Origin of the sequence: Kocuria sp. ChxB, from assembly GCF_044359605.1 — a bacterium.
Lineage (GTDB): Bacteria > Actinomycetota > Actinomycetes > Actinomycetales > Micrococcaceae > Kocuria > Kocuria rhizophila.
On record NZ_CP121123.1, the window covers coordinates 1458927 to 1472653 of the forward strand.

16 protein-coding genes are annotated in these 13727 nt (G+C 69.6%); 10 read left to right on the top strand and 6 right to left on the bottom strand.

What is annotated here, in order from left to right; all coding sequences use genetic code 11:
• Nucleotides 1-134: 134 nt before the first annotated feature.
• Nucleotides 135-1367 (bottom strand): multidrug effflux MFS transporter, encoded by a 1233-nt coding sequence (locus P8S73_RS06410; protein ID WP_059280725.1) that lies wholly within the window; start codon nt 1365-1367, stop codon nt 135-137.
• Nucleotides 1368-1463: 96 nt separating this feature from the next.
• Here P8S73_RS06410 and P8S73_RS06415 point away from each other — a divergent pair, with 96 nt between their 5' ends.
• The 3 genes from P8S73_RS06415 to P8S73_RS06425 all read left to right on the top strand — a co-directional run bounded on the left by P8S73_RS06415 (nt 1464) and on the right by P8S73_RS06425 (nt 4155).
• On the top strand, nt 1464-2057 hold the full coding sequence (locus P8S73_RS06415) for a TetR/AcrR family transcriptional regulator (protein WP_039102154.1): 594 nt from the start codon (nt 1464-1466) through the stop codon (nt 2055-2057).
• Between the two features lie 101 nt (nt 2058-2158).
• Nucleotides 2159-3043 carry a DMT family transporter gene (locus P8S73_RS06420; RefSeq protein ID WP_121566400.1) on the top strand — a complete coding sequence of 295 codons (885 nt, stop codon included), beginning with the start codon at nt 2159-2161 and terminating at the stop codon, nt 3041-3043.
• A gap of 191 nt (nt 3044-3234) precedes the next feature.
• Nucleotides 3235-4155: an NADP-dependent oxidoreductase gene (locus P8S73_RS06425; protein ID WP_186321572.1), complete on the top strand. Its 921-nt coding sequence runs from the start codon at nt 3235-3237 to the stop codon at nt 4153-4155.
• Between the two features lie 209 nt (nt 4156-4364).
• Here the strand turns inward: P8S73_RS06425 and P8S73_RS06430 are convergent, their stop codons facing one another.
• A complete protein-coding gene (locus P8S73_RS06430; RefSeq protein ID WP_070637076.1) occupies nt 4365-5123 on the bottom strand; it encodes an SDR family NAD(P)-dependent oxidoreductase in 759 nt (252 codons plus the stop codon).
• Between the two features lie 492 nt (nt 5124-5615).
• Here P8S73_RS06430 and P8S73_RS06435 point away from each other — a divergent pair, with 492 nt between their 5' ends.
• The 3 genes from P8S73_RS06435 to P8S73_RS06445 all read left to right on the top strand — a co-directional run bounded on the left by P8S73_RS06435 (nt 5616) and on the right by P8S73_RS06445 (nt 8956).
• Nucleotides 5616-6107: a hypothetical protein gene (locus tag P8S73_RS06435; protein ID WP_145000155.1), complete on the top strand. Its 492-nt coding sequence runs from the start codon at nt 5616-5618 to the stop codon at nt 6105-6107.
• A 255-nt stretch (nt 6108-6362) separates the two neighbouring features.
• Nucleotides 6363-8399, top strand: coding sequence for an AMP-binding protein (locus tag P8S73_RS06440; RefSeq protein WP_145000157.1), 2037 nt, complete (start codon nt 6363-6365; stop codon nt 8397-8399).
• Nucleotides 8400-8404: 5 nt separating this feature from the next.
• Nucleotides 8405-8956 (top strand): GNAT family N-acetyltransferase, encoded by a 552-nt coding sequence (locus P8S73_RS06445; protein WP_260857910.1) that lies wholly within the window; start codon nt 8405-8407, stop codon nt 8954-8956.
• A gap of 36 nt (nt 8957-8992) precedes the next feature.
• On the opposite strand, the gene P8S73_RS06450 is transcribed toward P8S73_RS06445, so the two are convergent.
• Entirely contained in the window at nt 8993-9487 is a 495-nt protein-coding gene (locus P8S73_RS06450) for a GNAT family N-acetyltransferase (RefSeq protein ID WP_145000162.1), read from the bottom strand.
• A 108-nt stretch (nt 9488-9595) separates the two neighbouring features.
• Here P8S73_RS06450 and P8S73_RS06455 point away from each other — a divergent pair, with 108 nt between their 5' ends.
• Genes P8S73_RS06455 through P8S73_RS06465 form a run of 3 tightly spaced genes read left to right on the top strand, consistent with a single transcriptional unit; the run spans nt 9596 to nt 11440 of the window.
• Nucleotides 9596-10057, top strand: coding sequence for a hypothetical protein (locus P8S73_RS06455; RefSeq protein WP_047978378.1), 462 nt, complete (start codon nt 9596-9598; stop codon nt 10055-10057).
• A gap of 56 nt (nt 10058-10113) precedes the next feature.
• Entirely contained in the window at nt 10114-10653 is a 540-nt protein-coding gene (locus P8S73_RS06460; protein WP_047978377.1) for a VOC family protein, read from the top strand.
• Nucleotides 10643-11440, top strand: coding sequence for a MerR family transcriptional regulator (locus P8S73_RS06465; protein WP_222122807.1), 798 nt, complete (start codon nt 10643-10645; stop codon nt 11438-11440). Before P8S73_RS06460 ends, P8S73_RS06465 begins: the two co-directional genes overlap by 11 nt.
• A 61-nt stretch (nt 11441-11501) precedes the next feature.
• Here the strand turns inward: P8S73_RS06465 and P8S73_RS06470 are convergent, their stop codons facing one another.
• Nucleotides 11502-11987 carry a GNAT family N-acetyltransferase gene (locus P8S73_RS06470; RefSeq protein WP_145000167.1) on the bottom strand — a complete coding sequence of 162 codons (486 nt, stop codon included), beginning with the start codon at nt 11985-11987 and terminating at the stop codon, nt 11502-11504.
• 111 nt (nt 11988-12098) lie between these two features.
• Here P8S73_RS06470 and P8S73_RS06475 point away from each other — a divergent pair, with 111 nt between their 5' ends.
• Complete coding sequence (locus tag P8S73_RS06475; RefSeq protein ID WP_145000169.1) at nt 12099-12470, top strand: hypothetical protein; 372 nt, start codon at nt 12099-12101, stop codon at nt 12468-12470.
• A gap of 136 nt (nt 12471-12606) precedes the next feature.
• Here the strand turns inward: P8S73_RS06475 and P8S73_RS06480 are convergent, their stop codons facing one another.
• On the bottom strand, nt 12607-13134 hold the full coding sequence (locus P8S73_RS06480) for a hypothetical protein (protein ID WP_145000171.1): 528 nt from the start codon (nt 13132-13134) through the stop codon (nt 12607-12609).
• Nucleotides 13135-13281: 147 nt separating this feature from the next.
• Entirely contained in the window at nt 13282-13575 is a 294-nt protein-coding gene (locus P8S73_RS06485; protein ID WP_145000173.1) for a putative quinol monooxygenase, read from the bottom strand.
• Nucleotides 13576-13727 lie beyond the last annotated feature (152 nt).

A 13727-nucleotide genomic window follows, 5' to 3' on the forward strand; every position in this document is an offset into this window, starting at 1 on the left:
GAGCGGGGACGCCGGGCGGTGGGCACACGGCCGAGCCCCACCACTGCGCGGCGGACGCGGCCCGTGGGGCGCGTGTGGCGCGGGTTCACACCGGCCGACGACGCCGCCCGGCCGACTCCCGCGCGGCCGGAACCTCAGACCCGCTGCACCGCAGCGGTCCAGCGCAGTGCCACCAGGGCGAACCCCAGGGACACCACCGCGACACCGAGCATCGTGGCGGCCCACGCCCACGGGGCGAAGGACGCGGGGAAGGCGATGAGCGCCGTCGTGAGCGCACCGGAGAGGAACTGGGTGGCGCCGAGCAGCGCGGAGGCCGCCCCCACGTTCGTGGTGGCCGAGGACATGCACAGGGACATGAAGGCGGGCTCGCACGCACCCAGGCCCAGGAGCCCGAAGCCCACGCTCAGGGCCAGCAGGAACAGGGAGTCCGTGAAGACGGCCGAGCACGTGGCCAGGACTCCGCCAGCGACCATGATGGCCATGCCGAAGACCCCCAGCTGGCCGGTGGTCATGCGGGGCGCGAGTCGGTGGCCCATGACCGCGCCGCCCACCGAGGCCAGGCCGGTCACACCGAAGATCATGCCGAAGTCCGCCTGCCCCACGCCGTAGTGGTCCTGGTACACGTAGGACGCGCCACCCAGGTAGCAGAAGAGGTACACGAAGGTGCCCGCGAGCGCCCCCAGGGGCACCAGCATCCGGCGGGAGCGCAGGTGCCCGGCGTAGGCGCGCAGCACGGGTGCGAAGGCCAGCGGGACCCGCCGCTCCGCGGGCAGGGACTCGGGCAGCCAGCGGAACACGATGCCCAGGGACACCGCCCCGATCAGCGCGAGCACCAGGAACACCGGGCGCCACCCGAAGAGCTCGCCCACCCAGCCGCCCACGGCCGGGGAGATCATGGGGATCACCGAGGTCACGGTGACGAGCACGGCGAAGGCGCGGGTGGCGGCGTCGCCGGAGACACGGTCCCGCACGGCGCTGTTGATCACCACGAACGCCATGGCCGCCCCCGCCCCCTGGAGCATGCGGGCCACCACGAGCACGGCCATGGAGGGCGCCGCGGCGGCGAGCAGGCAGGCCGCGATGAAGATGGTGAGTCCCAGCAGCAGCGGGCGGCGCCGCCCGAACGCGTCCGTGACGGGTCCCGCAACCAGCTGCCCCGCACCGAGCATGATGAGGTAGCCGGTGAGGGTGAGCTGCACCATCCAGGACGGCGCGGCGAACTCGGCGCCGATCTCGGGCAGGGACGCGAGGTACATGTCGATCGCGAAGGGCCCCACACCCAGCACGGCGGCCAGGGAGAGGAGGAAGGAACGGGGCGGGCCCGCGGGGGCCGGCGTCACCTCGGAGGTGTTGAGGGTTGCTGTCATGGCTGAGCTTGCCTTCTTGCTGTCTCTGCCCGCACGGCGGGTGGCACTGGACGAGGATATAGCATAGTTGTACGCGTGTACTAGTTTTGAGGAGTGATGGTCATCGCAGGCACACAGGCCCGCGCCGTGGAGCGCCGAGCCGACATCCTCGCAGCAGCGTGCGAGCTGCTGGCGCGCGGGGGGACGGCCGCCGTGACCCACCGCCAGGTGGCCGAGAAGGCGGGGGTCCCCAACGGCTCCATCCGCTACTACTTCGCCACGCGGGACGCCCTGCTCACGGCGTGCGTGGAGGACATCGAGTCCCGCCGGGACGCCGAGGCCCGGCGAGTGCTGGCGGAGGCGGCCGAGGACTCCGCCCGCCCGGGCCCGGAGGTCACCGCGCAGCGCATGCTCCGGGTCATCACTGGCCGGGGGCTGGAGGACGCGGAGCTGCGCGGCACCCTGTGCTGGCTCGTGGACACCACCCGGGAGAACGCGGAGCTGGCCACCGTGCTGGCCGAGGAGCGCATACGGCTCGAGGGTCAGGCACGCGAGCTGCTGCGGCTCAGCGGGTACACGAGGGTCCCCGCCGAACTGGTGATCTCCCTGGGCGAGGGCGTCATGTTCAAGCTGCACGTGGAGAACCGCACGGGCATCGCCCGGGAGACCGTGGCGGCCATGGCGGAGCTGCTCGCGTACCGGAGGGGTTGAGCCGCCCCGGATGCTCCGCGCCGGGCGGTGGGCGTGCTGCGGCGACACAGTGCGCCCTCCGATTCGCCCGCGCGTCCCCGCGTGCGCTCCAATGGACGGTGATGGCCCCTCTCAGCGTGTCCCTGATCCTGCTGGCCGCCGTGGTGCACGCGGTCTGGAACATCCTGGCCAAGGGCATCCGCGGCAACGGGACCCTGTTCGTGTGGTGGTACGGGCTGGTCTCCTCCGTGGTGCTGATCCCCGTGAGCCTCCTGGAACCCGGCGCGTGGCAGTCCTGGGGGTGGCCGCTGGTGGGCGCCGCCGTGGTCTCCGGGCTGCTGCACACCGTCTACGGCACCGCCCTGCAGACCGGCTACGACCGCGCACCCCTGGGCGTGGTCTACGCCGTGGCGCGCGGCACCGGGCCCATGATCACCATGCTGGTGGCGGTCCTGTTCCTGGGCGAGCAGCTCTCTCTCACGGCCGCGGCGGGGGCCGTCGCGGTCCTGGTGGGCGTGGCCGTGGTCGCCACGTTCGGCACGCCCACCTCCACCCGGGACGACGACGCCGGGCTCACCCGAGGTTCCGCGCTGACTGGCGTGCTGTGGGGTGCCGCGGTGGGCGCGTGCATCGCCGGGTACACCCTGTGGGACGACCACTCCATGGCCACCCTGGACCTGCCGCCCGTGCTGTACTTCGCGCTGACCTCGGTGGTCCTGGTGCTCACCCTGACCCCCAACGCGTGGCGGCAGCGGCAGGAGATGGCGCACTCGTGGGCCGTGGACCGCAACCGGATCGTCGCGGTGGGCCTGCTGTCCCCGCTCGCGTACATCCTGGTGCTGTTCGCCATGCAGTCCACCCCGGTGGCTCTGGTGGCTCCCCTGCGGGAGTCGAGCATCGTGGTGGGCTCGCTGCTCGCGTGGTGGATCTACAAGGAGAACCGCCTGGTGCCACGGCTCATCGGCTGCGCCGCGGTGCTCACGGGCATTGCGCTGATCAGCGCGTGAGCCGGGCAGGGCCGGGTCTTCGCGCCCTGACGGAACCGGCGCGGGCCGGGCGGCGGCGGGACGGGCCGTGAGGACCGGGGCCAGGACGAGCGTGCGGCGTCGTCAGGCAGACCACGTCCCGTGCACGAAAGAACTTGCCGCGGCATGGAATAAGACCCCCGCCCGGTCCTGTTGAGACGGACATGACCACGATGAAGGCGCAGACATATCAGCAGTACGGCGACACCTCCGTGCTGGAGCTCACCGACCAGCCCATGCCCAAGGTGGGTCCCGGCGAGGTCCTGGTGCAGGTCAAGGCGGCGGGCATCAACCCGGTGGACTGGAAGGTCATGTCCGGTGGGCTCGATCCCATGATGAACGCCCAGTTCCCGGCGACCCCTGGCTGGGACGTCGCGGGAGTCGTCGTGGGCAAGGGCTTAGACACCCCCGGCGTCTCCGAGGGCGACGAGGTGATCGCCTACGCCCGCAAGGACTGGATCCACGGCGGCACGTTCGCCCAGTACGTCTCCGTGCCGGTGCGCACGCTGGCCCCCAAGCCCGCGGCACTGAGCTGGGAGCAGGCCGGTGGGTTGCCGCTCGCGGGACTCACCGCGTACCAGGTGCTCACCCGACTGGGCCTCGCGGGGGGCAAGACCGTGCTGATCCACGCGGCCTCCGGTGGCGTGGGGAGCATGGGCGTGCAGATCGCCAAGGCCTTCGGCGCGCGGGTGATCGGCACCGCGTCGGCCAAGAACCACGACTACGTGCGTGAGCTCGGCGCGGAGCCCGTGGAGTACGGGGACGGCCTCGTGGAGCGCGTCAAGGAGCTCGCCCCGAACGGGGTGGACATCGTCGCGGACTTCGTGGGCGGCGTGGTGGAGGACACCGTGGCCGTGCTCGCGGACGGCGGCCAGCACGGCTCCATCGCGGACCCCGAGGTGGAGAAGCACGGCGGGCACTACATGTGGGTCTCCCCGGACGCGGAGCAGCTCACGGAACTCGCCCGCCTGGCCGACGACGGCAAGCTCACCGTCCGCGTGGACCGCACCTTCCCGCTCGCGCAGCTGCCGGACGCGTTCACGGCCAGCCAGGAGGGTCACGCCGTGGGCAAGATCGTACTCACGGTCGACTGATCCGCGCCATGCTCCCCGGGGGCCGCGCCGACCTCAGCGGCACGACCCCCGGGGCTTTCCGCGCAGGCCGGAGCCACGCAGCTCCGACCGCATGACGACGATGCCTCGTCACGGGTGGACCGTGACGAGGCATCGTCATGTGCGGGGCCGTGCGGCATCGTCGCCCGGAGCTGCGTGGCCGGGGCGGGACAGGCGCACGGCAGCGAGGATCAGCGCGGCGCCATGCGCAGGGCGCCGTCCATGCGGATGGTCTCGCCGTTGAGGTAGTCGTGCTCCACGATCATCCCGGCGAGCTGCGCGAACTCCGCGGGCTGGGCCAGGCGGTGCGGGAACGGGACGGACTCCGCGAGGGCGGAGCGGTAGTCCTCGCCCACGCTGCCGAGCATGGGGGTGTCCACGATGCCGGGGGCGATCGTCATGACGCGCACACCGCGGGAGGAGAGGTCGCGCGCGGCCGCGATGGTCAGGGAGTGCACCCCGCCCTTGGACGCCGCGTACGCCGCCTGCCCGATCTGCCCCTCGAACGCCGCCACGGACGCGGTGTTGATCACGAGGCCGCGCTGGCCAGCCTCGTCCACCGGCTCCTGCGCGGTCATCACCTCGGCCGCGAGCGCGAGCACGGTGAACGTTCCCACCAGGTTGATGCGCACCACGCGGTCGAACAGGGCGAGGTCGTGCACGCCGTTGCGGCCCACCACGCGCGCGGACGGGCCGATGCCGGCGCAGTTCACCACGGTGCGCAGCGGGGCGATCTCCGCGGCACGGGCGACGGCGGCGCGCACCTGCTCCTCGTGGGTCACGTCCGCGGCCACGTAGGTGAGCCCCTCGACCTGGGGCGCCTTCTCGATGCCGCCCGGCAGGTCGATGCCCACGACCTTCGCCCCGCGCTCGATGAGCTGCGCGGCGGTGGCCGCCCCCAGCCCCGAGGCCGCCCCCGTGACGATCGCCGAAGTACCCGTGATGTCCATGTCCGCTCCTGCCGTTGTGGTGCGCGGCGCACGACGCCGCCCGGTTGCTGTCCCGGCCGATCGTACGGGTCCGGACGGGGTAGTTCACGTCACACCCGCTCCGGGGCTCGTGGGGTCGGGACGTGTCACACTCCCGGCCGCGGTGGAACCACCCGGACCGAGCCGCCCGTGGCGGGCGGACCTGCCCTCCACCCACCCCATACGTGATCCACCCGGCGCCGAGACCAGCGGCGCTCACAGTCCCTACCTCCTCATGGTGTGATGGTTCCCGATATTCAGGTACCGGGAACCATCGAAGCCTGGCCGTTTGGCCATTGCGGGAAACCAACTGTGACGCATTGCTGTTCGGGCGACTGGTTGTTACCTGCAACCGCGCCTACCCCAACGAGGCCATTCGCAGAACCGCGTGCGGTAGGATTGCCAAACAATATTACGGCGTAGTTCGTGCGGTCGGCTGGAAGTTCTACATGGGCTCAGGAAAGAACAACTAAAATGCACACTCAGACACCCAAGTCCTTGATAATGTTCCGAATTATCTTCGGGTATCTGCTCATTAGTGCCACCGGGATTTCCCTGTGGTTGAGCTGGGTCGCCAGCCGCACCACGAGCACAGCTATAGGGTTAGGATTGCTCCTGATGATGGTGTCGGTGAGCGCGCTGGGCATCGGGGCGGCTTTACTCGTCCTTGAGTCATCGCACCTAAAAGATTCACACCACCATACCCCCGTCCAGGGAATATCCCTCACTAGCGCAGCCTTCATCGCCGCAGTATCCGTCGTCGCCTCGGTTGCCGTGACATACCTGCATTTCATTACCGATGCCTCACAAGGTTTCGCCACTGCGGCAGTCAGCTACCCACCGGCCACAGCCCTGTGGTGCGGGACGCTGCTGTCTTTGACCGTATGGGTCTCTCTCATGGCCGTCATCGCCCAAGGCTCAGCAGCCCCAAGCGACGACCGCCACCCCGAGCACACGCGCACCTGAGGCCCGCACTCGCCCATCCCCCTCGAAGCGCCCCCTCCCAGCGTCCCACCGTGCGGAACGCACTCCCCAGGGCGGCTGTGTCGGCGACTTCCCTCGACCCCTCGATATTTCCCGTGACACGGACCACATCGGGGCAGGTTCCTGCAGTACGTTGGGGGAAAGTTCTCACCCGGACCCCTGGCGGCCGCACGGCCCCGGTGAACACCGTGGTTCACGGGCGCGGCACGGGGTCCCCGCACTGGAACGAGGATCCCCATGAGCGAGACCACCGCACCCCAGACCGCCGCGTCCGGGCAGTCCGTCACCGAGCGTTTCCGCGCCGCACGGGACCAGCTGCTGCGCCTGCGCACGGACCTGGACGCCGCCCACGCCGAGTTCGAGTGGCCGCGCTTCGACACCTTCAACTTCGCCCTCGACTGGTTCGACGCCCTCGGCTCCGGCGAGGAGGCCGACCGCGAAGCCCTGGTGATCGTCGAGGAGGACGGCGCCCAGACCCGCCGCACCTACGCGGAGCTCTCCCGGCGCTCGTCCCAGCTCGCCACGTGGCTGCGCGGCCAGGGGGTGCAGCGCGGGGACCGGGTGATCCTCATGCTCGGCAACCAGGTGGAGCTGTGGGAGACCATGCTCGCGTGCACCAAGCTGGGCGCGCCCATGATCCCCACCACCGTGATGCTCGGGGAGAACGACCTCCGGGACCGCGTGGAGCGCGGCAACGCCTCGTGGGTGGTCACCTCCCACAGCAACGCGCTGAAGTTCGCGGACGTCCCCGGGGACTTCACGATCATCCAGGTCCCGGATCAGCCGGACCACCGCGTGCGTCCCACCTCCGGGGCCTTCGCCTCCCCCTCCGCGGACGACGACGCCGCCCCGGCCGGTTCCTCGGGCCCCGGCACCTCCGGGGGCACCGCCTCGTCCACCTCCGGCGCGGACACCTCCTCGGGCACGACGTCGGGGAATGCCGCGAGCACCGTGGACGGTGCGGGTGGTGCGGAAGGCGGCGCAGCGGCGTCGTCGTCCGGGAGTGCGGAACTGGCGCCGATCGGGGAGCACCGCGTGCTGGACTATGCACGGTCCTTCAACGGACCGAAGACGTTCGAGGTGCTCGAGCCCTCCCCCGCGGATGCCACGCTGCTGCTGTACTTCACGTCCGGGACCACCTCGCTGCCCAAGCTCGTGGAGCACACGAACACCTCCTACCCGGTGGGGCACCTGTCCACGATGTACTGGATCGGGCTGGAGCCGGGGGACGTGCACCTGAACGTGGCGTCGCCGGGGTGGGCCAAGCACGCGTGGTCGAACTTCTTCGCGCCGTTCATCGCCGGTGCCACCGTGTTCCTCTACAACTACACGCGCTTCAACGCCGTGGCGCTGATGGACCAGATGGAGCGCGAGCACGTGACCTCGTTCTGCGCGCCGCCCACCGTGTGGCGCATGCTGATCCAGTCGGACCTGTCCCACCTGAAGAACCCGCCGCGCAAGACCGTGGCCGCGGGCGAGCCGCTGAACCCGGAGATCATCTCGCGTGTGAAGGCCGCCTGGGGCACGGACATCCGGGACGGGTTCGGGCAGACGGAGTCCTCCCTGCAGATCGCCAACACCCCGGGCATGCCCGTGAAGCCCGGGTCCATGGGCCGGGCGCTGCCGGGCTACGACGTGGTGCTGATCGACCCGAACACTGACCAGGAGAGCGAGACCGAGGGTGAGCTGTGCCTGCGGCTGGACCCCCGGCCGATCGGGCTGACCCCCGGCTACCACGGGGACCCGCAGAAGACCGCGGACGCGTTCCGGGACGGGGTCTACCACACGGGCGACGTGGTCTCGCGGGACGCCACCGGGGTGTTCACGTACGTGGGCCGCGCGGACGACGTGTTCAAGGCCTCCGACTACCGGCTCTCCCCGTTCGAGCTGGAGTCCGTGGTGATCGAGCACCCCGCCGTGGTGGAGGTGGCCGTGGTTCCCTCGCCGGACTCGATCCGTCTGGCGGTGCCCAAGGCGTACGTGGTGCTCGCGGACGGTCACGAACCCACCGCGGAGACCGCCGAGAGCATCCTGCACCACTGCCGCGTGAACCTCGCCCCGTACAAGCGCATCCGGCGGCTGGAGTTCGCGGAGCTGCCCAAGACCATCTCCGGGAAGATCCGCCGGGTGGAGCTGCGCCGCCGGGAGGCGCTGCTGCACCCGGACACGCTGGGGGACGCCGGGGCGGCGGCGGGTGGGGCTCCGCAGAGCTCCGGGTCTGACGGGTCCGTGGAGTACGCGGACACGGACTTCCCGTCTCTGCGGGGTGAGTGAGCCTGGTGGCTGACATCTGCCTGGTGTGGCACCGGGAGCTGACACCCGAGCAGACCGACCAGCTGGGACAGCTCTTCGATGCGGAGTACGGAACCGACGAGGGGCCGTGGAATCCTGACGCACCCTACGGCTACGCTCCCGCCGAGCTGCACGTGGTGGCAGTCGAGGGCGGGAGGGTCGTGGGTCACGTGGGCACCCAGCGACGGATGATTTCCGTGGGTGACCACGACGTGCTGGTTGCGGGCACCGGCGGAGTGCTGGTCTCCCCCTCGCATCGGGGCCAAGGCTTTGGTGCGCGGCTGCTCGCTGCAGCACAGGACGCCGCCCGATCCATTGCACCAGCCGATTACGGATACCTCGGTTGTCGAGAGGGGGTAGTCCCGTTCTACGAGTCGTGCGGGTACAAGCGCATTGAGGTCACCGAGCGATTCCGTTCCCGCGATGATTACAGCCGAACGGTCGAAGAAACAGGCGCCCCGGTGATGGTGTGCTCTGGAACGCGCGATGTGGGCACCTGGCCCAAGGGCCGTATCGATCTCCGAGGTCGCTGCTGGTGACTCCCTGCAGTGCTCCCGTGGAGCGAGCGGTCCGTGTCACCCCGCCGTCCACACCATGACCCCGTCACACTCTCGCCCGGGGACCGCCAGGAACCCTTCGGACTCATAAAGGTCTCTCGCACGGTTGCCGTCCTCCACGGAGAGGCTGACGCGGTTGTGCCCGCGGGCGGCACTCTCCGCGAGAAGCCGTCGGAGCAGCCGACGCCCGTGCCCGGCACCCCGGCGCTCGGGGGCCACCCACAGACTGGCTTCTGGAACGTCAGCGGAAACGAACCCGTACCCGGGATTTTCCGTGCCCAGGAACTGCGCCCAAGCCACGCCGACGACGCTCGAAGGGTCCACCATGATGAAGCCGAAGTCTCCGCGCTCGGGTTCGAACTCCGTGTAGTGGACGATTGCGGGATCGGCAAGAACGTCCTCGCTGAAGAAGCGCTCTCCGCACCAGTTCATGTTGCCCAAGGTGGCCTCACGCAGAGCGTCGCCGTCCCGACTCGACAGAGGTCGGACCGGCGAGAGGTCTTGGTGGTTCATGGGACACTCCTTCAGGGATCGTGAGGCCCCATCGGTGAGGCACTTCTCGACGAGCCCAAGACCCGACCGTACCGCCCGGCCTCTCACTCGTAGCACGGAGAATCATCCATGGGAAAGACGCACAACTTCTACCACCGGGCATGCGACGTTGCCGCCGGGGAGGACATCGTGGGTATCACCGTGGCGGAGGACGGACGGGTGGCACTGGAGTACGGCGAGTTCCCGGAGAACCTGCGGTGCAACTGGGCGGGGTTCCTCTACGACCTGTCGCTGACCCCCGCGATGCTCGATGACCTGTATCCGGGCCTGCGGGTCGTCTCGGCCCGTCTGCAGGAGGGATACGGGCACCTGGTCGTCTCGGACGGCACGTCGCAGCGTGAGTACCGGCGCGAGATCACCCCCGTGGAGCGCAGACATGTGGCTCTGGAGGTCATTCCCTTCGACCCGACTGTCGAGCCGCAGAGTGGCAGCCCCTACTGGGACGGCCTGACCCCCACGGGCTTCATGGAGGAGCTGCGAGGAAACTTCCCCCACGGAGAGCCCGATGGGAGGGGCCTCATGGCCGTGTGAAGGTGCGGTCCGCTGTCTTTGACTCTCACGCTGCGTGAGGCAGCACAGTTTTTTTCATGAGCACTCACAGCACCGCTTTCCACATCAGCCCCGTTCCCGCTCCGGCATGGGATGCCGTAGCCCCCGAGAACTTCCACGGGATCTACGGCATGCCGTCCTTCGTCACCGTCCCCACCTCGGACATGGCCGCATCCGTGGCGTTCTGGACCGGGGCGCTGGGGTTCTTCACCCTCTTCGAGATCCCAGGGCAGCTGGTACACCTCCGTCGTTGGGCTTTCCAGGACGTGCTCCTGGTTCCCGGCGCACCACCGCAGACGGGCACATCCTCCCCGGTGGTGAACTTCGCGTGCGTTCTGACCCAGATCAAACAGATCACCGCCGCGTGCAAGGGTGCCGACGGCGTCGTCGTGTCCGGCCCGCGGGACACCCCCTGGAACAGCCGCGAGGTGGAGGTGGTGACCCCTGAACGAATCCGGGTGGTCCTCACGGCGGCGAAACCGTACGACCCCACCACCCAGGAGGCCGCGAATCTGAGGGCGGCGGGCATCACTCCCCCGGCACACGACGTCGACCACAATGAGCCACATGACCGATGACCGGATGCTGTTGACCGTGGGGCAGGTCGCAGAGCGCCTCGGTGTCACCGTGCGGACGCTGCACCACTGGGACGCCGAGGGCTTGGCGTCCCCCTCCGAACGCTCCGGCACCGGGTACCGCCTCTACACCCAGGCAGACCTGGACCGCTTGGAACGCGTGGTGGTCTACCGGGAGCTGGGCTTTGGGCTCGACGCCGTCCGGGATCTTCTCGACGACCCGGCCGTGGACGTCGTGGCAGCCCTGCGCGAGCAGAGCATGCAACTGGAGGCGCGAGTTCACCGGCTGCAGCAGCTCCACAAAAGCGTACAGACCATGATCGAGGCGCAGGAACGGGGAACCGTCCTGAAACCCGGGCTTCAAGCCAAGGTCATGAGCGGGGATTGGAACCCCGAGTGGCCCGCCCAGGCTCGGGCCCGGTGGGGAGACACAGCCCAGTGGCGTCAGTACGCCGAACGGGCAGCTTCCCGAGATCCGGTCGAGTGGGCTGAGCTGACGCGCGCCACCGAGGATCTCGACCGCGATCTCGCCTGCGCGTTCCGCAAAGGCACCCTCCCGGGCGACCCCGATGCGAACGACCTCGTGGAGCGGCACCGCACGCTGTTCAGCCGGTACTTCCCCCTCACCCGGCAGATGCAGGTCTGTCTGGGGCGGCTCTACGAGTCAGACCCCGGATTCGCTGCACACTACGAGGCATCGCACCCTGGGCTTTCGTCGTGGCTGCGGCGAGCCATCGACGCCGCTGCTCGCGCCCACGGGATTGACCCCGCCTCCGCCGCGTGGGAGTGAGAGCACACCTGCCTCCGCACGATCGGAGCGCCCGGTGGGGTGGGTCCGGCGGCGTGTTGTTTCAGGACAAGTTGCCTGCCCAGCGCACTTCCCCGTCCACCACAGTGTCGGTGGGTTCCATCCCCAGATGGCGTGCAATCCGCTGAGACGCCTCGTGCTCATGATGGATGTGCGCCATGACCCGGGGCACTCCCCTCTGCCGGAGTTCTTCGATCAGGCGGGAGCCCGCCCGCGCAGCGTATCCACGGCCCTGCCACGAGGCCCCGATGACCCAGGCGAGTTCCGCGGGTGAGCCGTCCAGCGGAACGGTGGCCTGCACGTAGCCCACCGCCTCCTGCTCCGGCCCCACCACCACAATGCGGTTGAGCCACAGTTCGCTTCCATCCGAAGAGTGGCCGCGGGTCTGCACGGCGTACTGCCTCTCCAGGCCGGCAACGCTCGGGGGCTCGCCGCCCGTGTAGCGGTACAGCTCGGGATCAGCCAGGACTGCCGCCATCTCAGGGGCGTCGGTCACGCTCAGAGGCCGGAGGGCAATTGAGGTCGTCATGGGTGGAATTTATCGTCCCGGCAATCTCCAGGTTGCCCCTGGAGGGTTCATGTCGTCGGCATCCCCAGTCGTGGGTGACCGCCACCAGTTCCCTCGGATATCTTCATTCGCATGGATGAATCCAGCGTGGGCGCTCTCATCGGCATCTTGATGTCCGCCGCGGTGCTGGGCTTCGTCTACGCGGTCATTCGAGCGGCGGCATCGGGCCCTGCAGACCGCAACGGGTTCATCGGCATCCACATCAAAGCCACCCATCGCAGCGATGAGGCGTGGCATGCCGCGGCCCTGCCCGTGTCCCGCATCATTCTCCTAGTGGCGGTTGCCGTGGACCTGCTGTGCCTGGCCCTGCTATTCCTCGGGCCCATATGGCTCGTCCCCTGGCTGGGAATAATCCCCTCGATCGTGCTGGTCCTGGGTTTGGTTCCCATAGCCCTCGCCGCCAAGAGAGGCGCCGACGCCGCACCTCCAGCGCCCGGCCTCTGATCACCCTCGCTTCCGGGCCACCGCGACACCGCCGACTGCCACTGGGCTGAGCCACGGCACGCAGCTCAGGATCGCGGGAAGGCAGCCGGGTGCGGGGGCGGCGTCGTCACCCCGGGAGATGCACGAGTGCGTCAGATCAGACCGCGATCAGCCAGTAGATCCCGCCCAGGAACACCACCCCATAGGCGGAGCCCGCCACCAGCTGCGCCCACGTGTGTGCGCCCAGCACGCGGCGGCTCACGCACACCGCGAGCGCCACCGGCACGAACAGCAGACCCCACGGACCCCACGCGACGGGCAGGATCACGGCGGTGCCGCCCATCATCATCCCGTGCACCGAGATTTTCCACCACGGGCTCACCAGGGCCACCACCGCAGAAGCGGCGAGAGTGGCGGTGAGCAGGCCCGCGATCTCCGCGGGCCCGTGGAACGCGAGAGTCACAGCGAGGAACGCCGCCACCAGCAGGAACGTCCCGATCATCACCGGACGCCGGTGCTCCTTGACGCTCACGTGGTGGTCGGTGAGCACACCCCGGCGCGAGAGAACGGTGACGGTGGCCAGCGAGACCCCGCACACCGCCAGCGCCGCGGCCACGCCCCACGCGAGGGAGGCGAGGGTGCCGTGGGCGCTCCACGGGATGACGACCAGCAACACCGCCAGCACGAGCGGGGCCTGGAATACCTCAGAGAGGACGACCGCCCAGGTGGGGTTCGCAGCCGGTGAGCTGGAACCGCGAGCTTGCCCGGCGGCGTCGGCAGGGTCCGGGCGCGGCGGCGTCGTCGGCCCGTCGTGGCTGCTCACGGGCGCAGATCAGAAATCGAGCGTCTCGTACGTCTCGTGCTCGTTGTTCGCCAGCGCGGGGATCGCCTGCCCCACGCCGAACTGCGCGAAGTGCTCGGAGCCCACGTGGGCCTTGAACGCGGCCTTGTCCTGGTAGACCTCGAAGATGCGGAACACCGCGGGCTCCTCCGGGCTCTGGTACGCCTGGTAGTAGAGATTGCCGGGCTCCTCGCGGGAGGCGGGCGAGAGCTCGGCAAGCGAGGCGCGCACGGTCGCCTCCTCGCCGGGCTTGGCGGTCCAGGTGGCGCTGCAGACGAAAGCCATGGGGTGTCCCTTCTCGACGACGACGCCGGACGGTCACCGGCCCGCTCATGCTATCGGCCCGCGGGTGGGCGCCGGTCAACCCCACCGTACGGCCCGGGGGACGCGCCCAAGTTCACCATCTTTTCAGGATCCTCCTCCCCTGCCCTCAGGAT